This is a genomic window from Microthrixaceae bacterium (assembly GCA_023957975.1).
Taxonomy (GTDB): Bacteria; Actinomycetota; Acidimicrobiia; order Acidimicrobiales; family Microtrichaceae; genus JAMLGM01.
Genome location: JAMLGM010000007.1, coordinates 104,737 through 124,269, shown reverse-complemented (window position 1 = coordinate 124,269; position 19,533 = coordinate 104,737). Strand labels below are relative to the sequence as shown.

Below are 19,533 nucleotides of genomic sequence, written 5' to 3'. Positions count from 1 at the left end.
AGTGTTCGGTGCAGCGGAGTGGCTCAGCGGCGCAGTGCCCAGAGCTGCTCGAGTACCCGTGGAAGTTCGGCGAGCAGCCGATCGATATCCTCGTCGGTCGTGAGGTGACCCATCGAAATCCGAAGCGAGTGCTGGGCGTCGGCTCCCATCGCCGCGAGCACCGGGGACGGCTCGAGTGCTTCGGAACTGCACGAGTTGCCCGAGTGCACGGCGATTCCGACACGATCGAGCCCGATCAGGATCGGCTGAGGTTCGATTCCGTCGATCTCGAGACACACGAGTTGTGCCAAGCGTTCGTCGGGGTGGCCGAGCACGCCGACCCCCGCGGCATCGCGGGCCCAGTCGACGATGCGGGACCGCAGCGTCTCGAGCCGCTCGGTCTCCGCTGCGAGTGTCGCCGTCGCAGCGTTGAGCGCGGCGGCGAACCCGGCGATGGCCACGACGTTTTCGATTCCGGCGCGCCGCGCTCGTTCCTGGTCGCCCCCGGTGATGAGCGGGTCGAGCCGTACGCCGCGCCGCACGAGCAGCGCGCCCACACCGGTGGGTCCTCCGAGTTTGTGGCCCGACACCGACAGCAGGTCGGCACCGCTGCGCTTGAACGAGATCGCGGTGCGCCCGGCGGCCTGGGCGGCGTCGACGTGAAACAACACGTCGTCGAGCTCGGCGACGCGTGCTGCAACCTCGGCGACCGGCTGGATCGTGCCGACTTCGTGGTTCGCCCACTGCAGGTGCACCACGGCGGTGTCGCTGCGCACCGCGTCGAGCAGCTCGTCGGGCGACACCCGGCCGTAGCGGTCGGCCCCCACGCTGGTGTGCGGACCGCGCTCGGCACAGGTCCGCACCGCCGCGTGTTCGACGGCGCTGAGCACGCTGTGGGGGCGTGTCGGGTCGGCACGGACGGCGCCGTGCGACGCGGCCGCGATCGCCTCGGTCGCCCCCGAACAGAACACGACCTCGCGTGAACGGGCCCCGAGTGCGGCGGCCACGACGTCGCGGCAGTCCTCCACAAGTCGGCGGGCGTCAAGACCTTCGGAGTGGCTTCGGCTCGGGTCGCCGATCTCGCCGTTCCCGGACGCCTCGAGGAGCGCGATCATCGCTGTGCCCGCCTCGGGACGAAGCGGGGTGGTCGACGCATAGTCGAGGTAGGTGCGAGCCATGGTCAGAACCTACTGCCGTGGCCGGTGGTCGCTGGTGTGGTTCGGCCCGTGAACCCTTCCCGTAGCATGGCGCCGTGGCGACACTCGAGATCCCGTTCGGCGGGCTGGACGGCGACGAGGCGTTGGAACGTTTCACCGGGTGGGTCGAGGCACAGGGGCTCTCGCTGTACCCGGCCCAGGAGGAGGCCACCCTGTCGTTGTTCGCCGACGAGCACGCGGTGATCACGACGCCCACGGGGTCGGGCAAGTCGCTCGTCGCCACCGCCGGCCACGCCGAGGCACTGGCCGCCGGAGGCTTCTCGGTCTACACGGCCCCGATCAAGGCGCTCGTGTCGGAGAAGTTCTTCGATTTCCGGGCGATCTTCGGCGCCGACAACGTCGGGATGGTCACCGGCGATACGCAGATCAACCCGACCGCGCCGATCCTGTGTTGCACCGCCGAGATCCTCGCGCACGCCGTCTTGCAGTCGGGTCGCGAGCTGCCGTTGCGTCACGTCACGATGGACGAGTTCCACTACTTCGCCGAACGGGGGCGGGGTTGGGCGTGGGAACTGCCGCTGCTCGAACTGCACCACACCCGCTTTCTGCTGATGTCGGCGACCCTCGGAGACACGGGCTGGCTCGTCGAACACCTCGACTCGACGACCTCGCGATCCGCGGCGGTCGTCGGGGGAGGCGAGCGCCCGGTGCCGCTGTCGTTTCGCTATGCCGTCACGCCCATTCACGAGACGATCAACGAACTCATTGGCGACGACCTCGCTCCGGTCTACGTCGTGTACTTCACCCAGAAGGCGGCGAGTGAGGCCGCCCAGGCGTTCATGAGCCTCAACGTGTTGACAAAGGAGGAGAAGCAGCGTGCGGCCGAGATGATGGCGGGCTTCCGGTTCGACACCCCCTTCGGCAAGGACCTGCGGCGACATCTCGCCGCGGGCATCGGCGTCCATCACGCGGGGCTGTTGCCGCGGTATCGACTGCTGGTCGAGCGGATGGCCCGCGAGGGGCTGTTGAAGCTCATCTGCGGCACCGACACCCTGGGCGTGGGGGTGAACATCCCGATCCGATCGGTGCTCATCACGCAGCTGTGCAAATACGACGGGGCGCGCACCCGCATCCTCAGCGTGCGCGAGTTCCAACAGATTGCCGGCCGGGCCGGACGACGTGGCTACGACACCTCCGGGACCGTCGTCGTGCAGGCGCCGGCATACTGGATCGAGAACCGTCGCGACGAGGCCAAGGCGGCGAATGCGGGAAAGCGGCTCAAGCACCGCAAGAAGGCGCCCGAGCATGGGTTCAAGGACTGGAACTCCGACACGTTCGATCGGCTCGTCGGCGGGGTTCCCGAGACGTTGGTCTCACGGTTCGAGGTGGATGGCGGCGCGGTGCTGCGGGTGCTCGACCGTCCCGGTGACGGCGTGGCGCAACTGCGCGACATCGTGTCGCGCAGCTTCGCCAAGGAATCGGCCCGCGACGAGATGCTCACCCAGATCGACGACATGTTGGCCTCGCTGGTCGCCGCGGATCTGGTGGAGGAACTCGACGAGCCCGATGCCGAGGGTCGTCCGTACCGGCCGCATCCACAGCTGCAGGAGCGCTTTTCGCTCGATCGACCGCTGTCGCCGTTCGTCGTCGACATGCTCACGGCGATCGCCGAGGCCGACGCCGATGGCTCGCCTGGCGATGATGTGCCGTCCGACGATGTGCCTGCTGAGAGCGAGCAGGCGGTGCCCGCAACGTCCCCCTACGCGGTGGCGCTCGACATGGTGAGTGTGGTCGAGGCCAGTCTCGAGGACCCCTCCGCGATCCTGCAGGCGCAGCGGCGGGTGTTGCGCGACGAGGAATGGGCGAAGCTCACCGCCGAGGGCGTCGAGTTCTCGGAGCGCCAGGACCGTGTCGCAGAGGTCGACTGGCCCCGGCCGCTGCGCGACGAGTTGGTGGCGGCGTGGCGGATCCACCTCGAGGCCAACCCGTGGCTGGCGGGGGAGTGGGTGCGGCCGAAGTCGATCGCCCGCGACATGTTCGAGCAGGGCGAGACGCTCACCGGGTACGTGCATCGCTTCGGGTTGCGTCGTTCGGAAGGCGTGTTGGTCCGGTACCTCGCGGATTGCTTCCGGGCGTTGGAACGAAACGTTCCTGACCACCTGCGCACACCGGAGCTCGCGGAGATCGGCGACTGGTTGGCGGCGGTGGTTCGAAGCGTCGATTCCTCGTTGCTCGCCGAGTGGGAGCGACTCGAACGAATCGCGCACGGCGAAGAGGTGGACGATGTGGTGGCGAACGAACTCGACGCTGACGCGCCCACCGATATCACCCGCAACCGCCGCGAGTTCCGTGCGCTCGTGCGAACCGAGATGTTTCGTTGGGTGCAGGCCGCTGCCCGCCGGGCGCTGGCCGAAGCGGTGTCGGAGCTCGATCAGGTCGACAGCGAAGGTGCCGCGGCGCAGCGCGACGCCGGCGCGATCGATGAGTCGCTGGCTCCGTATTGGTCGGAGCACGCATGGATCGACATCTCCCCCGATGCCCGCGCCGCGCAGTGGTTCGTGTTCGACGAGCCGCCGGTCTCCGCTGGGCCGGCGACGGGCCGTCACGGCGCGACACAGATTCTCGTCGATCCTGAGGGTTCGGGCGAGTGGCGATTGCGGGGGATTGTCGACGTCGATCGCAGTCGGGCCGACGGGGCGTTGGTCATGGCATTTTCCGGGGTCGAACATCTGACCTGAGTGCTTGTATTGAGCGCCTGGGCCTGTTGCTGGCGCCGTCCGCCGCCGGTTCATTGGCGTATCGGTGGTTGGGGTGGTTTGGTCGGGGTGAGTGAGAGTTGCCCGGCGGTGGCTCGCCTGGCCCTCGTCGCTCCGCCGGTTCGTCCGGTCCTGCCCGAGTTTCGGCCTGTGTTTGACCGGCGGGCGTCGTGGGGTCGGTGGATGCGGGTGTTGGGGGTGGCGGCCATGCGGTCGTAGCGGTTCCGGATGGTGGCGATCGCGTCGGCCAGGTCGACGGTTCCGCCGCGGACTTTAACTTTGGGTCGGGCCGGGGGTTCGGGTTGGGTGGCGAGTTCTTCGGGGATGGGGCCTTGGCGTTGTACCCCGTGTTGTTGCCCCCAGATGGTGATGCCACAGGGGTGGGTGTAGAGGGTCCAGCCGTCGGTGGTGATGTGCATGGCCCAGCCGACGCGGTGCACCAGGCCGTGGTGGTGTCGGCACAGGCACGCCAGGTTGTTCACCGCGGTTGCGCCGCCGTTGCGGTGATGGCGAACATGGTGGGCTTCGGTGTGGTGGACCGGTGCTTCGCAGCCGGGGAAACAACACCCCCCCGTCGCGTGCGGCGAGTGCGGCGCGTTGAGCGTCGGTCGCGAGCCGTACGGAGTGGCCGACATCGAGCGGTTGGCCGAGCGAGTCCAACAGCACGGCACGTAGTTCTGGGTCACACATCATCCGTTCGATCACATCGGCGGTGAGCGGATCGCCTGTGGGGTTGTACGCCTTCGGGGTGCCGTGTTCGTCGGCCTGCAGAATCACTGACACTTCGGCGGTTCCTGGCCGGTAGTTACCCGACAGGGTGAACTGGGTGCCGAACCGGCACAGGTCCATCAACGCTTTCGCGCGTAGTTGCGATTCTGATGTTGTCGGTGACCCGCCGAACTGTTCAGCGTCGTTGCGGACAGCTTTGCGGTGACGGTTGGTGGCGTCGTTGATGGCTTGACGTACAACTTCGGCGTAGTCGCCGAAGAACTCTCCGACGATTTCCACACCGATGACACCGTCGGGGCCGTGGATGTCGCGTAGGTCGAGCCAGGACTCTTCTGCTGGTGGGGCGGGTTCGGTGCCGTCGGTGTCGACGAGGCGTGCCAACGCGGCGATGACCTTTTCCCATTTCGCGAACGTCAAATGTTCCGCGAGGTCCAGCATTGGTCCGGCGTTGTCGGACCAGGTGGGTTCGATCCGCGGGTTCGACCAGCGGCCGATCACGACCAGATGATCAAACCCCGCAACACCGGAACGGAGCCGGTCCAACACGTCGGGCCGATACCGGCGCCGCACCGCCCGAGCCACCGATACCCGTCGGGCCGCGGTCACCCCCGAACAACGAGCGGTCTTCGATACCCACGCTTTGGTGGACAGGCCTTCGACGATGTCGGTCATCCCAACAGCATCCAGCTCGCCCACCACGTCGATCATGTGCAGATCCAAACGGCGTTGCAGCTCGAACAACACCGCAACATCGTCGATCCCGGAACCCAGGCTATTCAGTTCGCTGTCGAAGCCCTCGAACATGCGTTTGACACTAAATCGAACCCCTGACATTGAGATCAGGGTGGTTGTGTCCTCGACCGCCCTGGGTCGCTGAACAACTGCGTCGTCGGGCACCAAAAGGTCGGTGCCCTCCGGTGAGCAGCTACGGGTCGGGTCGGTACTGCCCGGGTATCACGGGTGCCGACATCGGCGAACGGTACGCTTCATCCGTCGCAAGGAGCACACAACGTGGACGTTCAACAGCGGATCAACAGCGTCGCAGCTTGGCGTCATCGCATCGAGGTTGCACCGGGTGTCGTCACGCCCGGCCATGAGGATACGGCTGAGGAATGGCGTCGGCTGCGGGTGCCTTCGGACCTTTCCGGCAAGCGAGTGCTCGACGTTGGTTGCTCGGACGGGTTCTATTCGTTCGCCTGCGAGCAACTCGGAGCGGAGGTCACGGCAATCGATGACGAGAGCTCCTTGTTGGCCGGGGGCCTCAACGGGTTCCAGGTCGCGCAGGAGCTTCTGGGTTCACGAGTCGAGTACCGCACAGCGGATGTGCATGCCCTGCCCGAATCGCTCGGCACCTTCGACCTGATCTTGTTCATCAACGTCCTCTACCACCTTCGAAACCCGCTGCTCGCGCTTGACGAACTGGCCGCTGCGGCCAAGCCAGGCGCTCGGCTGATTCTCAAGACCTACTTCCGTCAGGACGTGCGGTTCTGGGTCAAGGGCCGACCGGTGGCGTTCGACATCTCGCGGAGCCCGAAGTGGTGGTTCTTCCCGAATAGCGAACTCGCTGGCGACCCGACGAACTGGTTCGCACCGAACAAGGCGGCCCTACTCGGCGCGCTTGAGGTCTGTGGGTGGGAACCTCAAGGCGCCCCGCAGATTCACGGCGACCGCCTGTACATCCACGCACTTCGCCGTTGACGCCGCCGTCTCGGTGTCTCGGGTCTGCGAGGTGCTGCAATGCCGATTTCCTCCAGTGCGAGACAGTGCAGGTCGGCGCTGGGTGTAATCCAACCATGTACGTATACTACGTACATGGCCAACAAGACTATTAGTCTTCCCGACGACGTCGTGCGGATCATCGAGACGCTCGATGTTCCGTTCTCCACCTGGGTAGCCGAACAGTTGCGTCGCCATGCGCGGGAAAGTTCAGTTCCCTTTGTCGATCAGTTGATGGCTGATGCGGAGTTGGCTGGACGGTCGCGTCCGACACCATCTGATGCCCGATCGATCGGCAGGCGAATTGGGCGCGCAGCGCCGTGGTAGCGAGAGGCGACGTCTACTGGGTCGAACTCGACAAGCGGCGTCCGTGCGTCATCGTGTCGTCGAACGATGTGCTCAGCGCAGATGTCTGGCAAACCCACGTGGTACCGCTCACCTCGAACCTCGATCGGGCGGGCCTGGCGGGCAATGTCATGTTGCCGGCGACTGTGACGGGGCTGGCGTTGGATTCCGTCGCAGTGCCACTCGGTCTCGAACTGGTCGATCGGGTATGGCTTGGTGATCGATCGGGACACCTGTCTCTAGCACTCATTGCGGCGATCGATGACGGGGTGCGGATAGTGCTCGGGGTGTAGCCCGTTGGGGGCGGCAGTGCGGTCGTCTCATGACCGGGAACGAGGACGTCCGGTTCGGCGATGGGTCGACGTGCGCGTGGCCTTCGGTGTGGGTGTGCCTTACGCCTCGTCGAGCGACGCCTCGTCGAGCGGTGCTGAACCGAGCGGTGCCGAGTCGACGGAGGTGACGCAGCGGTCGTCGCCACGGGGGATGGTCGAAAGCAGATCGACCGGCGTCTCGCCGTAGAGGGCCTCCAACATGCCCGACACGATGCCGCGGTCGACGGCGCAGATCACCGGATGCTCGGCCGGCGCGTCGCCGAAGGGACAGTGATCGCTGACGATGCGCAACTCGTCACCGTGGTGCTCGGCCTTGGTGGCGAACCCGTGGGCGGCGAGGGAGTCGGCGACCGCGTGTAACGCTGCCCGAACCGAACGCTGGCCGGCCGCGGCGTCTCCGAGTGACGCCGCCAGCGAACGCCCATAGGAGACGCCCACCTCCTCGGCGATGGCGCTGGCCCGCTCCTCGCCCAATTCCGACAGTGCCCGGCCCAACAGGTTGATCACGATGTCGTCGTGGCGCACCGGCATGACGAAGGGCATGTGGTCATCCGATGCCCGGTACCGCTTCGATGGGCGCCCGGCGCCGCTCGCTCGAACCGTCGCCACATCGAGGTACCCGCCGGCAGCCAACTTGTCGAGGTGGTGGCGGGCGACATTCGCATGCAACTCGAAGTGTTGGGCCACCTCCGACGCCGTCACCCCGGCCGTCGAATCGTGAGCGAACAGGTAGATCTCGCGCCGGGTGGGGTCGCCGAACGCAGAGGTGATGGCCGACACCGCGGAGGAGAAGTCGGTCGGGCTGAGGCGCTCTCGTTCCTCTAGGCCATCGGGCGCAGACATGTTTCCAGGCTACATCGGCCCGGGGTATCGGCCGCTGCAGACCCCACCGACGGGTTCGGACCAGATTTGGGTGCCGCACACCCATGGGAAAGAATGGCCACATGTCGTCTTCCGAAGCAGCGCTCACCGAATCAGCGGTCCTCGATGTTCTCTCGACCGTCGTCGACCCCGAGTTGCGTCGTTCCATCGTCGAACTCGGCCAAGTCGACGAGGTTGCGGTCGCTGGCGACGCGGTTCGTCTCCTGATCCTGACCACGACGCCGAACTGCCCGCTTCAGGCCGGCTTCGACGCCGAGATCCGCGAGAAGCTCGCCGCGATCGGTGCCGTCGATATCCAGCTCGAATTCCATCCGATGGATGATGAGGAACAGCGCGAGTTGCGCCTCAAGCTCATCGGCGATCCGGCCTCGACCGCCGGTTCGCAACAGGCACACGGCCACGCCGAGGGGCGCTCGATCCCGTTCTCCAACCCGGCGGTGAAAACCCGGGTCCTGCTCATCGCGTCGGGCAAGGGCGGCGTCGGCAAGTCGTCGGTCACCACGAACCTCGCGGTGGCCATGGCCCGCCGCGGCAAGCGGGTAGCGATCGTCGACGCGGACGTGTGGGGATTTTCGATTCCGAAGATGATCGGGGTGACACGCCCACCTCGGCTCATCGATCAGATGATCGTGCCACCGGTGGCCAACGGCGTGTCGGTCATGTCGATGGGGTTCTTCGCCGAGGAGAATCAGGCCGTCATCTGGCGTGGCCCCATGTTGCACAAGGCCCTCGAACAGTTCCTCACCGACGTGTTCTGGGACGAGCCCGACTACCTCCTCATCGACCTTCCGCCCGGCACCGGCGACATCTCGATCTCCCTTGCACAGTTCCTGCCCCGAGCCGAGATGTACGTCGTCACCACCCCGAACTCGGCATCGCAGCGCGTCGCGCAGCGGGCTGCCGCCATGGGTCACAAGGTCAACCTGCCGGTGCGCGGCGTCATCGAGAACATGAGCTGGTTCACCGGCGACGACGGCAAGCGGTATGAACTCTTCGGCGAAGGGGGCGGCAAGCGTCTCGCGGAGGACATCGAGGTGCCGCTCCTCGGCCAGATCCCACTCGTCCCGCTCGTGCGAGAGGGAGGCGACAAGGGCCACCCGATCGTCACCGTCGAGCCCGAGGGCGAGGCTGCCGAGGCCTTCGCCGCACTCGCCGAACGAATCGATGTCGAGCTGGCCCCGACCCGACGTTTCAACCCGGAATTGCGCATCAATTGAGTTCGACGACCGCGGCCGCCTCACGCCATGCCTACGATTGGCGGCCGCGCACCACAACACTGAGGAGTTCGTGTGGACATTCGTATCGGCATCATCCAATCGGCCCGTGAGCTCGAGCTCGACCTCGGCGACGATGCAACCGTGGAGGCCGTCAAGACCGGTCTCGAAGCAGCACTCGGCACCGAGGGCGGTGTCTGGTGGATCGCCGACAAAAAGGGCCGCGAGATCGCAGTGCCGGTGGCCCGTATCGCGTACGTCGAGATCGGCGGCGACAAGGCGGCGCCGCGGATCGGGTTCGGCGCGTAAGCGGCAACCCGAGTGGTGACGCGAACCTGAGCGAGGCGCTGCGATTCATGGCTCCACCCACGCAACGACCGCACCTGCTCGATCGGCGCCTGCTTTTCGTCACGGGCAAGGGCGGCGTCGGCAAGACCACCGTGGCGGCCGCACTCTCGCTGCTGGCCGCCGCGCAGGGCAAGCGCACGCTGGTGTGCGAGATCGATGCAAAGGGCAACCTTGCCGAGTTCTACGGCATGCAGTCGCTGCGCTACGAGCCGACCGAGGTGCAGCGCCACCTCTCCGCGATGACCATGAACACCGAGGACTCCCTCAAGGAGTACCTCAAGTTGCACCTGCGCATCCCGCTCGTGAGCCGCCTCGGCCCGCTCGCAAAGACCTTCGATTTCGTGGCGAGCGCCGCGCCGGGGGTCAAGGAGATCCTCACGGTCGGCAAGCTCGCCTGGGAGGTCCGAGCCGAGAACTACGACCTGGTCGTCGTCGACGCGTCGGCGAGCGGACACGTGGTCGGGCAACTCGCCTCGCCGGTCGCGCTCGGCGAACTCATCTCGGTGGGCATGGTGCGCCAGCAGACCGAGTGGATGATCGACATCCTCACCGACCCGCACCAGACCGGCGTGGTCATCACGGCGACCCCCGAGGAGATGCCGGTGAACGAGACGCTGGAACTCATCGAGCGGCTCGACTCCGAGACCGACATCGACGTCGCAGCCGTGATCGTGAACCGGGTGTTGCCGGAGCTGTTCAACCGCGACGAGGAGGCGGCCTTCGACCTGCTCGACACGCCCGCCGGCCGTGCCGCGCTCAGCGGTGTCGTCGGTTCGGGGGCCGAGGCGGTGATCGACGCAGCTCGCCTCGCCGCCGATCTTCGTCGCAGCCGCGCCGTGCACCTCGAACGCCTCGCCGGCGAGTTACCGAACACGATTCCGCTCGTCATGGTTCCGTATCTGTTCACCCGGATGCACGGCATCCGCGTCACCCGGCAGGTGGCCGACCTGCTGGGGGAGGAGATCCTGTGACCAACAGCGTGACCCTCGAACAACTCTGCTCGGCCAAGGAGATCGTTATCTCGACCGGTTCGGGTGGAGTGGGCAAGACGACCACCGCGGCCTCGCTCGCGGCGACCGCAGCGGCGGAGATGAATGCCAAGGTGCTGGTGCTGACCGTCGATCCGGCCAAGCGGCTCGCGAATGCGATGGGCCTGCAGTCGTTCGGCAACGTCGAGACCCGCGTCGACCCGGCCGGGTTCGCCGAGGCTGGCGTCACCCCCAAGGGGGAGCTGTGGGCGGCGATGCTCGACACCAAGCAGAGCTGGGACGACCTCATCCGCCGACACGCGCCCGACCCGAAGACCCGCGACGAGATCCTCAAGAACCCGCTGTATCAGAACATCACCGGGAAGTTCGTCCAGAGCCACGATTACATCGCCATGGAGCGGCTCTACGAACTCCACACCTCGGGCACCTATGACCTGATCGTCGTCGACACCCCACCCACCCGAAACGCCGTCGACTTTCTCAATGCGCCGGATCGCATGGCCGACTTCTTCAGTTCGAGGCTGTTGCGATGGCTGATCGCGCCGTATCGCAGTCGGGTCGTGTCGATGGCCTCGAAGCCCTTCTATTCGATCGCCGACCGCGTCCTCGGAAGCCAGTTCCTCCAAGACGTCGCCGAGTTCTTCATCCTGTTCCAGACGATGTATCCCGGTTTCGTCTCGCGAGCCGAGGCCGTGACCCACCTGCTCGAGGGTTCACAGACCACCTTCGTCGTGGTGTCGACCCTCGAGGCGGCGCCGGTGCGCGAGGCACAGTTCTTCCTCGACCTGTTGAACGAACGCAAGCTTCACGTCGGCGCGATCGTGCTCAACAAGGTGTTGCCCGAGTATCTGCTACGCGCCGACGGCGCCGCTGCGGCCAAGGAGATCGCGGCGAATCCCGACGAGGTGATCGCACAACTCGCCGGCGCGTGGGATCACGAAGGACACGGCCCACGGGTGCTCGCAGAGATCGGCACGAGCTTCAACAACTACCGCCTCGTCGCCCAACGCGAGGCCGAATTGCGCGCCGAGTTGTCGCGCCACGCCGATTCGGTGGCGGCCCTCGACTACATGAGCGAGGACATCACCGATCTCCGTGGGTTGTTGCGCCTCGGCGCGATGATGTGGAGGAACTGAGGTGGAGGCCGATTCGTCGGCGTCGCGCCGCCTCCCGGCCCACCTCGGCAGCGAGGCGATCGGGCACCTCACCCGGCTGTTGTCCGAATGGTCGATGCTCGCTGACTTCTGCTTCAGCGACCTCGTCCTGTACGTGCGCGATGACGACCGCTTCCGCATGGTCCGCCACGTGCGCCCCGCCACGAGCCAGACCATCTACCTGACCGACATCGTCGGTCAGACGCGAACCCCGATGCAGCGCCCGCTGATCGCTGCGGCCTTCGGCACGGGCGCCATCCACCGCGGCACCATCGACTCGGCGTGGCTGGGCGAAACGATTCGCGTCGAGGCCATCCCGGTGAACCTCAACGGCTCGCCCATCGCGGTGCTGGCCCGCGAGTTCGTCTCGGCATATCGCCCCCATCCTGGTGAGTTGGAACAAACCTACGAGACGGTATTCGGCAGATTCACCGAGATGATCGCCGACGGGACCTTTCCGTTCCCCCCGGAGGACGTCGAACATGCGACGGTGCCACGTGTGGGCGATGGGGTGATCGTGGTCGACGCGGATGGCCTCGTGGAGTATTCCTCCCCGAACGCCAACTCGACGCTCAACCGAAGCGGGGTCGAGGTCATCAGTCGTGGCTCGTCGTTACGCGACCTCGGCTTTTTCAACGTCTCGATGAGAGCGGCGCTGGCCACCGGACGGCCCAGCGCCGAGGAACGCGAGTTTCCCGGAGACGTCACCGTCGCCTTGCGAGTGCTGCCATTCATTCGAAACGGCGTTGCCGAGGGCGCCGTCATGTTGGTGCGCGACGTCACCGAGGTGCGCCACCGCGACCGGTTGTTGCTCAGCAAGGACGCCACGATCGCGGAGATTCACCATCGGGTGAAGAACAACCTGCAGACGATCTCGTCGTTGCTGCGGCTTCAGGGCCGGCGCCTCAGCGAGCCGACAGCGCGAGACGCGGTCGAGGAGTCGGTGCGACGGATCCATTCGATCGCGCTCGTTCATGAGACGCTGTCTCGCGAGCCCGGCGACGACGTCGAGTTTCGCTCGTTGCTGGGCCCCCTGGTGCGCATGGTGAACGAGGGCCTCGTCAGCAGCGAGCACCCGATCGAGTTTCGGATCTCCGGAGACGGGGGAGTGGTGGCCTCAGAAGTGGCGACGTCGTTGTCGCTGGTCGTCACCGAACTCCTGCAGAACGCCGTCGAACACGCCTTTGTCCCCGAGCGTCAGCCGTGGCACGAGCCGTTGGTCGAAATCGAACTGGCCCGAGACGACGACGACATCGTCGTGACGGTGATCGACAACGGGGTGGGCTGGATTCCCGCTGCGGTGCGCCCGGCGCGCAGTTCTGAGTCGCTCGGGCAGAGCATCATCGCCGCGCTGGTGATCGATGAGTTGCGCGGCACGATCGACTACAGATGCGGAGACGATGGATCGGGGACGAAGGTTGTCATCTCGGTCTCGGCGACCAAGCGTTGGGAGTGACTCGCCTACGACGAGGCCATGGGCCCGGACGCGACGATGGGTCGACACGGGTCGACCCATCGTCGGCACTGAGCGCTCAGGCGCTCAGCGGTTCAATTGTTGCGCCACCCGGGTCTCGGGTGTTCGGTGCAGACGTGTTCGGTGCTGCAGCGTTCGGTGCTCAGGCGGACTTGCGCTGGGCGGCGAGCCATGCGCGGCGGAGCTTGCGGCGCTCCTCTTCGGAGGTTCCGCCCCAGACACCGGAGTCCTGGTTCGTCATCATCGCGAACTCGAGGCACGGGTCTTTTGCCTCACAGGTCGAACAGACGCGCTTGGCGTTGTCGATCTGTTCGATGGCCGGGCCGGTGGTGCCGACGGGGAAGAAGAGGTCCGGATCGGTGTCCTGGCAGGCGGCGTTGGTGCGCCAGTCGTCGTTGGCCAGGGTGAGAGAGCGGCTCGAGGTCAGTGCCACGATTCCTCCGATATGCGTGCGGGGACGTAGATTTGAATGCGAATTCTCGGTGTGCCACCGCTCCAAGGCCGGCATCAGGTGATGGCCGGATCGTGGATCCCAAGCTGCCCGCCATGTCGGTCGGACTCTTGTGAAAAGTGGAACAAGGGAAAGTTACCGCCCGATTTCCGGGCTGTAAAGGAAAAGTTTCGAGGTGATTTGCGTTGACGCTCGTGATCGGCCATAGGGGTGCCTCCCACGATTATCCGGAGAACACCCTGGAGGCGTTTCGTGGCGCCGCGGCCCAAGGTGCTGATTGGGTGGAATTGGACGTGCGTCGGACTCGGGACGGACTCCTGGTCGTTCATCACGACCCCCACCTGAGCGACGGCCGAACGATTGCAGAGATGACGTCACGAGAGATTCCCGACTCGGTACCTTCGCTCGCGGCGGCCTTGGAGACATGCGCTCCGATGGGCGTAAACGTCGAGATCAAGAACACCGAAGGGGAACCCGGCCATGACGCTACCGCCGGAATCGCCCGCGAGGTCGTCAAAACGATTCGGGCCACCGTGAAAAGCGTCACCGACATCCTCATCAGCAGCTTCGACCTCCCAACCCTGGACGCAGCGCGGCACGCCGACGGCGATATCGCCACGGGGTTTCTCGTGTTGTCGACCGAGGAACCCGCCGATGCGGTCGCGCTGTGTGTCGAGCGCGGCCACCAGGCGGCGAATCCCTACGACCTGTTCGTGTCGGCCGAGTCGGTCGCCCGAGCCCACCAATCCGGTGTCGCCGTCAACGTCTGGACCGTCGATGACCCCGGCCGCATCGCGCAGCTCGCCTCCTGGGGCGTCGACGCCGTGATCACGAATCGTCCGGACGTGGCGCTCGGGGCGCTTGGTCGGCCTCGGAGTCGTGGCCTCGACCCCGTCCTCGGCGAAGGGTCGTGCGGCGAGCCTGAATCAACGTGAACATCACGGTCAGGGCGGCGACGATCGCCAACGCCCACCATCGCGAGGCCCCTGCACTCGCGCCGCAGCCGTTCTCTCCGCAGGACTCCACAACCGCGGCGATCATCGTCACCATGGGTACTCCTCGGGAATCACGACCCGCAGCGAGTCGGGGTGGTGGCGGAATTCGATGAAGTTGGCGTCGCCGAGGTCGTCGCCATCCGCCTGATACGCGACCGGATCGACCGCAGTGATGGTGAATCCGTTGGTCTTGGCCACGTGATCGACGATCGGATGGGTGGCGAGCGCGTCCCGTGAGCGCAACGTGGCGAACATCAATCCGAGAAACGAGCGGGCCCGCAACTCGGTGAGGGTCGTCACCGCGAGCGGGTCGACGAGGGTGAGGTGCGGCGAGACGTTGAACGGGCGATGCCCGACGTAGGTGTAGGGGTTGGAGTTCTGTGCGACGGTGAAATAGGCGTCGTCGACGGTGCGCCCGTCCTCGTGGTGTACCGAGAAATGTGGCCGCGTCCGGTCATAGAGCCGGAACCACGTCTCGAGGCCGCACCACACGAACAACAGGTGGCCGAGGCGGCGCTTGAGGTGCGAGCGCCGTTCGGTTTGGCGTACCAACACGGCGTCCCAGCCGACGCCGCAGTTGAACAGGAAGTGGCGCCCGTTCGCCGAACCGGTGCCGATGGATCGAATCGAACCCGCGCGCAGGGCGCTGAGCGCGGTCCTGGTCGCCTTGAGCGGATTGTCGCTGAGGCCCAACGTGCGAGCGAACACGTTGGTGGAACCTCCGGGCAGGGCCATGAGTGCGGTGGTCGAGCCGATCAGGGCGTTGGCAGCCTCGTTCAAGGTGCCGTCCCCGGCGAGCACCGCCACGACATCGACCCCGTCGTGCGCCGCATCGGCCGCGAGTTGGGTGGCGTGGCCGCGGTGGGTGGTTTCGACCATCTGGACCGTGTGTTCGGTGCCGAGGAGGCGATGCACACCGAGCTGTCGGCGCGGTCGCACCGACGAGGCGCGGGGGTTGACGATCAACAACACCTTCATGACGTTCGTACCGTAGCCCGGGCACCTCGGCGCGGCGGAAGTGGGGTGGCCGACCCTCGATATCCGAGGTTGTTTGTGAATACATTCTCTTGGCAGACTGTGACCATGAACGTCGTTGTTTGTGTCAAGCAGATCCCAGACCCGGCTGATCCGGGCGCGCTGGATCCCTCCACGAAGACCCTCGTGCGCGATGGCAAGCTCATCTTGGATGAGTCCGATGCCTACGGCGTCGAGATGGCCCTGCAGCTCGCCGGCGACGGCGAGGTCTCGCTGGTGTCGATGGCCCCGAACGGTGAGGTCTCCGGCCTTCGTACCGCACTCGCCATGGGAGCCGCCAAGGCCGTCCTCGTCAGCGACGATGCCTTGAAGGGTTCGGATGCCCTGACCACCGCCAAGGTGCTCGCCAAGGCCATCGAGCGGGTCGGCGGCTATGACCTGGTCATCGCCGGTATCGAATCCTCCGACGGCTACACCGGTGTCGTTCCGGCGCAGATCGCGGCCGTGCTCGGCATTCCCTCGGTCACCTTCGCCAAGTCCGTCACGGTCGATGGCTCCAACATCAAGGTCGATCGCCAGACCGAACTCGGCTACGACGAGGTCGTCGCACCGCTTCCGGCGCTCGTCGCCGTGACCGCGGGCGTGGTCGAGCCCCGCTACCCCTCGTTCAAGGGCATCATGGCCGCCAAGTCCAAGCCGGTCGATCAGGTCACCGTCGGCGACCTCGGTCTCGACGCCGGGCAGGTCGGCTGGGCCGGCGCCGGCCAGGAGATCGTCGAGGTCGCCACCGCCGCCGCCCGCGAGGCCGGCGAAGTCATCGAGGATGACGGCGAGGCCTTTAACAAGGTCGTCGACTTCCTGTCCAACCTGAAGGTCATCTGAGGAGTAACACCATGACGCTTTCAAAGATCTGGGTCCTCGCTGAGGCCGCCAACGGCGAAGTCGCCACCATCACACTCGAAATGCTGGCCAAGGCCCGCGAGCTCGCCTCAACCGTCGAGGCCGTCTACGCCGGTGCCGACGCCGACGCGATCGCCGGCCAACTCGGTGCCCACGGAGCGACCACCGTGCACGCCACCGGCGATGTCTCGGGCAACCTGCTCGGCGCTCCGGTCGGCCAGGCCATCGCCGCCGCCATCGACGGCGTCGACGCCATCTTCATCGGCACCACCCAGGACGGCCGCGACATCGCCGCCAACCTTTCGGTGGCTCTCGATGCCCCGGTGATCACCAACGTCACCGACATCGTGGAACGCGACGGCGGACTCGCCGGCGTCGAGCCGATCTTCGGCGGCACCCAGGACGTGTTCACCAAGTTCACCGGCTCTAAGCCGGGCATCTTCCTGGTGCGTCCGAAGTCCTTCGCCGCCGAGGAGACCGGTGGTGGCGCTGCCGCCGTCGCCAGCCTCGCGGTGCCCGACGGGGTCGCCAGCGCGGCCGTCACGAACCGGCACGTCGAAGAACGCACCGGCCCCTCCCTCGATGACGCCGATATCGTCGTCGCCGGCGGTCGTGGCCTCGGTGAGGAGGCGAACTTCGCGCTCATCGAAGACCTCGCCAAGGCCCTCGGCGGCGCGCCGGGCGCCTCGCGTGCGATCGTCGATGCCGGCTGGGTTCCCTACTCGTACCAGGTCGGCCAGACCGGCAAGGTCGTGAAGCCGACGGTGTACATCGCCGCCGGCATCTCGGGCGCCACCCAGCACCTCGTGGGCATGAAGGGCTCGAAGAACATCATCGCGATCAACAAGGATCCCGAGGCTCCGATCTTCTCGGTCGCCGATCTCGGCATCGTGGGCGACGTGCACAAGGTCCTTCCGGCCGTGCTCGAAGCCATCAAGAATCGCTGATCCTCGCGATCCGCCGTTCAAACGACGAGGCCCCGCTCAGGCGGGGCCTCGTCGCGTCGTACGGGCGTCGTCGCGTCCGGGGAGGCCGAGCGTTGGCGGCTCACACGAGTGGCCAGGGAACGCGATGTCCGGTCGGATCGACCGGAAACACGCCGCTGGCGATGATCGCGTTGGCGCGTTGACGTACCGCGTCGAGTTCGTTCTCGCTCAGCAACTCGCCCAGGCGTTGGGGCATGGGTGCCGCGACGAAACCGATGAGCGCCTCGATGAGTTCGCTGGGAATCGGGGACCCGGCGAAGTCCCAGATGACCGTTCGGAGCTTGAAGTCCTCGTGGAAGTTCAGCCCATGGTCGATCCCCCAGATGCGCCGGTCGTCGGTCAACAGAACATGGCCCGCCTTGCGGTCGGTGTTGTTCGACACCAGGTCGAATGCGCAGAGCCGCTCAAGCTGTGGCCGCAACTCGGCGTCATCGCGGAACGTGAAGTAGTGCTCCTCGAAACGCGCGTGGATGAAGAATTGCAGCGAGCCGACCCCGAAGGGGCCGTCGCGTTCGATCGTCGGTGGAATCAGGTTCCAGCCGAGGTCGTTCGCCAGCTCCCAAGTGGCCACCTCGCGGCGCCACAGCCCGTCGGGGAAGTCCCACAACGGGCGCTCGTGGGCGGCGGGTTTGTAGATCGCTCGACATGTGGCATCGCCGTCGCTCAGCGCGCACAGCCAGGTCCCGTTGGAACTCCACGGCATCCGCCCGAGCACCTCGATCTCGCCGTGCTCCAAGATTTCGAGCGCGTCAGATGAGTCGGCATCGACAGTGTCGATATACCCTTCGATCGGGTCGTCGGATCGGCTCATCGATTCGCGGAACCGTCAGTTCATCCGGGGACAGAAATGCCCGTCGGGATCGATCGGCCGCCCACACAACCGGCAGATCGGGCGACCGCGGGTGACGACCTCGCGAGCGCCGATCACAAATCCGGCCGCTTGTGCGGGGGTCAACACGAACCGGGCCTCGGCCCCCTCGGCGGGTTGATCCGGGTCGGCGTCGTCGGGGAGCAACTCCTCGGCGATGACGATCAGGCGCGACTCGTCCTGGTCGACCGCGACGAGCATCGACCCGACGATCCATTCGGTCAGGAGCGGCGATTCGAGCGGAACCATCGGTTCGGGCTCATCGACGACCATGTCGTAGCGAACCGCGATCTGTTCCAGAAAGTCGGCGAGGGCCTCGACCTGTTGCTTTTCGAGACGCAAGGTCACGACGTCGAGATCGGTTCCTGCCTGCAGGTAGAAGACCCGTTGGCCGGGTGGCCCCTCGGTGCCGGTGCTGAAGATGGAGAGCTCGGGGAAGTCGAAGGAAGAGTCCATGATGGTGCCAAGCGGTGCGGGGTCAGGACGGGGCGAGGGCCGAGAGGTCGTCGCCGGTGGAGTTCACCGACAACACGACCGGGACGCCGGCGCCGTAGAGGATCGGGGTGATGGAGCACGGGGAGATGACGATGCGCTGGAACAAGTCGAGATGGATGCCCTGCGCCTGGGCGACGACCGCTTTGATGGGGTCGGCATGTGAGACGCACACGATCCGCTCTCCCGGATGGCGAGCGACGAGCGATGCGATTTCGTTGCAGATGCGGGTCTGCATCTCGATGAACGACTCGCCGCTCGGGAATCGGAAGGTCGACGGCGCCGACTGCACCGCGCTCCATTCGGGGAGCTTGCGGAGCTCGTCGAGCTTGCGGCCGGTCCAGTCGCCGAACTCGCACTCGAGCAGCCCCTTGGCGGTGCGGACCCGCAGACCGAGGGCCTTGGCGATCGGTGCCGCGGTTTCGCGGGTGCGTTCGAGCGGGGAGGCATAGACCGCGGCGATGGGCCCCGCCGTTGCGAGACGCTGCGCCGCGTGTTGCGCCTGGGCGCGGCCGTGTTCGGTGAGGTGGAGCCCCGGCGAGCGCCCCGGCAGCACCGATCCGGTCGTCGTCGTTTGACCGTGTCGGACGAGCAGGACGGTCGTCGGCTGAGGGCTCGAGTGACGGGTGTTCGAACGAGCAGAGGTGCGTTTGGCCGTTGCCATTGCCGTCACGTTAGTTGGGGTGATCGCCGCCCCCGGTCCGCGGCGTTGGCGGTGGAGCCGAACTCCCGACGCTTCGGCCGCGGCGCGTTTCGGACTCGGGACGCAGCGGCGAGTAGCGTTGGCGAGT

General features: G+C 66.3%; 20 protein-coding genes. 12 read left to right on the top strand and 8 right to left on the bottom strand.

Features of this window, described 5'->3' with window-relative positions; genetic code table 11:
* Nucleotides 1-23: 23 nt before the first annotated feature.
* Nucleotides 24-1,157, bottom strand: coding sequence for a cysteine desulfurase (locus M9952_11350; GenBank protein MCO5313514.1), 1,134 nt, complete (start codon nt 1,155-1,157; stop codon nt 24-26).
* A gap of 74 nt (nt 1,158-1,231) precedes the next feature.
* Here M9952_11350 and M9952_11345 point away from each other — a divergent pair, with 74 nt between their 5' ends.
* Nucleotides 1,232-3,874, top strand: coding sequence for a DUF3516 domain-containing protein (locus M9952_11345; protein MCO5313513.1), 2,643 nt, complete (start codon nt 1,232-1,234; stop codon nt 3,872-3,874).
* A 291-nt stretch (nt 3,875-4,165) separates the two neighbouring features.
* Here M9952_11345 and M9952_11340 read toward each other — a convergent pair whose 3' ends face one another.
* Complete coding sequence (locus tag M9952_11340) at nt 4,166-5,425, bottom strand: DUF222 domain-containing protein (protein MCO5313512.1); 1,260 nt, start codon at nt 5,423-5,425, stop codon at nt 4,166-4,168.
* Nucleotides 5,426-5,632: 207 nt separating this feature from the next.
* Between M9952_11340 and M9952_11335 the strand changes: the two genes are divergently transcribed.
* From M9952_11335 to M9952_11325, 3 genes are all read left to right on the top strand, one after another.
* Entirely contained in the window at nt 5,633-6,319 is a 687-nt protein-coding gene (locus tag M9952_11335; GenBank protein MCO5313511.1) for a DUF1698 domain-containing protein, read from the top strand.
* Nucleotides 6,320-6,433: 114 nt separating this feature from the next.
* On the top strand, nt 6,434-6,664 hold the full coding sequence (locus M9952_11330; GenBank protein MCO5313510.1) for a hypothetical protein: 231 nt from the start codon (nt 6,434-6,436) through the stop codon (nt 6,662-6,664).
* Nucleotides 6,658-6,975, top strand: coding sequence for a type II toxin-antitoxin system PemK/MazF family toxin (locus M9952_11325; GenBank protein MCO5313509.1), 318 nt, complete (start codon nt 6,658-6,660; stop codon nt 6,973-6,975). Before M9952_11330 ends, M9952_11325 begins: the two co-directional genes overlap by 7 nt.
* Before the next feature lie 99 nt (nt 6,976-7,074).
* Here M9952_11325 and M9952_11320 read toward each other — a convergent pair whose 3' ends face one another.
* Nucleotides 7,075-7,857: a helix-turn-helix domain-containing protein gene (locus tag M9952_11320; GenBank protein MCO5313508.1), complete on the bottom strand. Its 783-nt coding sequence runs from the start codon at nt 7,855-7,857 to the stop codon at nt 7,075-7,077.
* A 101-nt stretch (nt 7,858-7,958) separates the two neighbouring features.
* On the opposite strand from M9952_11320, the gene M9952_11315 reads away from it, so the two are divergent.
* The 5 genes from M9952_11315 (at nt 7,959) to M9952_11295 (ending at nt 13,057) form a co-directional block, all read left to right on the top strand.
* Complete coding sequence (locus M9952_11315; GenBank protein ID MCO5313507.1) at nt 7,959-9,113, top strand: Mrp/NBP35 family ATP-binding protein; 1,155 nt, start codon at nt 7,959-7,961, stop codon at nt 9,111-9,113.
* A 72-nt stretch (nt 9,114-9,185) separates the two neighbouring features.
* A complete protein-coding gene (locus M9952_11310) occupies nt 9,186-9,419 on the top strand; it encodes a DUF3107 domain-containing protein (protein ID MCO5313506.1) in 234 nt (77 codons plus the stop codon).
* Between the two features lie 47 nt (nt 9,420-9,466).
* Complete coding sequence (locus M9952_11305; protein MCO5313505.1) at nt 9,467-10,429, top strand: ArsA family ATPase; 963 nt, start codon at nt 9,467-9,469, stop codon at nt 10,427-10,429.
* The gene (locus M9952_11300) at nt 10,426-11,583 is read left to right on the top strand and encodes an AAA family ATPase (GenBank protein ID MCO5313504.1); all 1,158 of its coding nucleotides are present in this window, start codon (nt 10,426-10,428) and stop codon (nt 11,581-11,583) included. The genes M9952_11305 and M9952_11300 overlap by 4 nt, the downstream gene beginning before the upstream one ends.
* A 1-nt stretch (nt 11,584) precedes the next feature.
* On the top strand, nt 11,585-13,057 hold the full coding sequence (locus M9952_11295; GenBank protein MCO5313503.1) for a histidine kinase N-terminal domain-containing protein: 1,473 nt from the start codon (nt 11,585-11,587) through the stop codon (nt 13,055-13,057).
* A 160-nt stretch (nt 13,058-13,217) separates the two neighbouring features.
* On the opposite strand, the gene M9952_11290 is transcribed toward M9952_11295, so the two are convergent.
* Nucleotides 13,218-13,478: a WhiB family transcriptional regulator gene (locus tag M9952_11290; protein MCO5313502.1), complete on the bottom strand. Its 261-nt coding sequence runs from the start codon at nt 13,476-13,478 to the stop codon at nt 13,218-13,220.
* 242 nt (nt 13,479-13,720) lie between these two features.
* On the opposite strand from M9952_11290, the gene M9952_11285 reads away from it, so the two are divergent.
* Nucleotides 13,721-14,461: a glycerophosphodiester phosphodiesterase gene (locus tag M9952_11285; protein MCO5313501.1), complete on the top strand. Its 741-nt coding sequence runs from the start codon at nt 13,721-13,723 to the stop codon at nt 14,459-14,461.
* A 108-nt stretch (nt 14,462-14,569) separates the two neighbouring features.
* On the opposite strand, the gene M9952_11280 is transcribed toward M9952_11285, so the two are convergent.
* Entirely contained in the window at nt 14,570-15,499 is a 930-nt protein-coding gene (locus tag M9952_11280) for a hypothetical protein (protein MCO5313500.1), read from the bottom strand.
* 105 nt (nt 15,500-15,604) lie between these two features.
* Between M9952_11280 and M9952_11275 the strand changes: the two genes are divergently transcribed.
* Nucleotides 15,605-16,378 carry an electron transfer flavoprotein subunit beta/FixA family protein gene (locus tag M9952_11275; protein MCO5313499.1) on the top strand — a complete coding sequence of 258 codons (774 nt, stop codon included), beginning with the start codon at nt 15,605-15,607 and terminating at the stop codon, nt 16,376-16,378.
* 11 nt (nt 16,379-16,389) lie between these two features.
* On the top strand, nt 16,390-17,343 hold the full coding sequence (locus M9952_11270) for an electron transfer flavoprotein subunit alpha/FixB family protein (protein MCO5313498.1): 954 nt from the start codon (nt 16,390-16,392) through the stop codon (nt 17,341-17,343).
* 100 nt (nt 17,344-17,443) lie between these two features.
* Here M9952_11270 and M9952_11265 read toward each other — a convergent pair whose 3' ends face one another.
* Genes M9952_11265 through M9952_11255 form a run of 3 tightly spaced genes read right to left on the bottom strand, consistent with a single transcriptional unit; the run spans nt 17,444 to nt 19,406 of the window.
* Nucleotides 17,444-18,193 (bottom strand): SCO1664 family protein, encoded by a 750-nt coding sequence (locus M9952_11265; GenBank protein MCO5313497.1) that lies wholly within the window; start codon nt 18,191-18,193, stop codon nt 17,444-17,446.
* A 15-nt stretch (nt 18,194-18,208) separates the two neighbouring features.
* On the bottom strand, nt 18,209-18,706 hold the full coding sequence (locus M9952_11260) for a DUF3090 family protein (protein MCO5313496.1): 498 nt from the start codon (nt 18,704-18,706) through the stop codon (nt 18,209-18,211).
* Nucleotides 18,707-18,728: 22 nt separating this feature from the next.
* Nucleotides 18,729-19,406 carry an MSMEG_4193 family putative phosphomutase gene (locus tag M9952_11255; GenBank protein ID MCO5313495.1) on the bottom strand — a complete coding sequence of 226 codons (678 nt, stop codon included), beginning with the start codon at nt 19,404-19,406 and terminating at the stop codon, nt 18,729-18,731.
* Between the last annotated feature and the right edge of the window lie 127 nt (nt 19,407-19,533).

Bases quoted from the DNA above. Each gene is read 5' to 3' on its own strand.
- M9952_11350 (MCO5313514.1), bottom strand. From the start codon at position 1,157: ATGGCTCGCACCTACCTCGACTATGCGTCGACCACCCCGCTTCGTCCC.
- M9952_11340 (MCO5313512.1), bottom strand. From the start codon at position 5,425: ATGTTCGAGGGCTTCGACAGCGAACTGAATAGCCTGGGTTCCGGGATC.
- M9952_11330 (MCO5313510.1), top strand. From the start codon at position 6,434: ATGGCCAACAAGACTATTAGTCTTCCCGACGACGTCGTGCGGATCATC.
- M9952_11320 (MCO5313508.1), bottom strand. From the start codon at position 7,857: ATGTCTGCGCCCGATGGCCTAGAGGAACGAGAGCGCCTCAGCCCGACC.
- M9952_11315 (MCO5313507.1), top strand. From the start codon at position 7,959: ATGTCGTCTTCCGAAGCAGCGCTCACCGAATCAGCGGTCCTCGATGTT.
- M9952_11305 (MCO5313505.1), top strand. From the start codon at position 9,467: ATGGCTCCACCCACGCAACGACCGCACCTGCTCGATCGGCGCCTGCTT.
- M9952_11280 (MCO5313500.1), bottom strand. From the start codon at position 15,499: ATGAAGGTGTTGTTGATCGTCAACCCCCGCGCCTCGTCGGTGCGACCG.
- M9952_11275 (MCO5313499.1), top strand. From the start codon at position 15,605: ATGAACGTCGTTGTTTGTGTCAAGCAGATCCCAGACCCGGCTGATCCG.
- M9952_11270 (MCO5313498.1), top strand. From the start codon at position 16,390: ATGACGCTTTCAAAGATCTGGGTCCTCGCTGAGGCCGCCAACGGCGAA.
- M9952_11265 (MCO5313497.1), bottom strand. From the start codon at position 18,193: ATGAGCCGATCCGACGACCCGATCGAAGGGTATATCGACACTGTCGAT.
- M9952_11260 (MCO5313496.1), bottom strand. From the start codon at position 18,706: ATGGACTCTTCCTTCGACTTCCCCGAGCTCTCCATCTTCAGCACCGGC.
- M9952_11255 (MCO5313495.1), bottom strand. From the start codon at position 19,406: ATGGCAACGGCCAAACGCACCTCTGCTCGTTCGAACACCCGTCACTCG.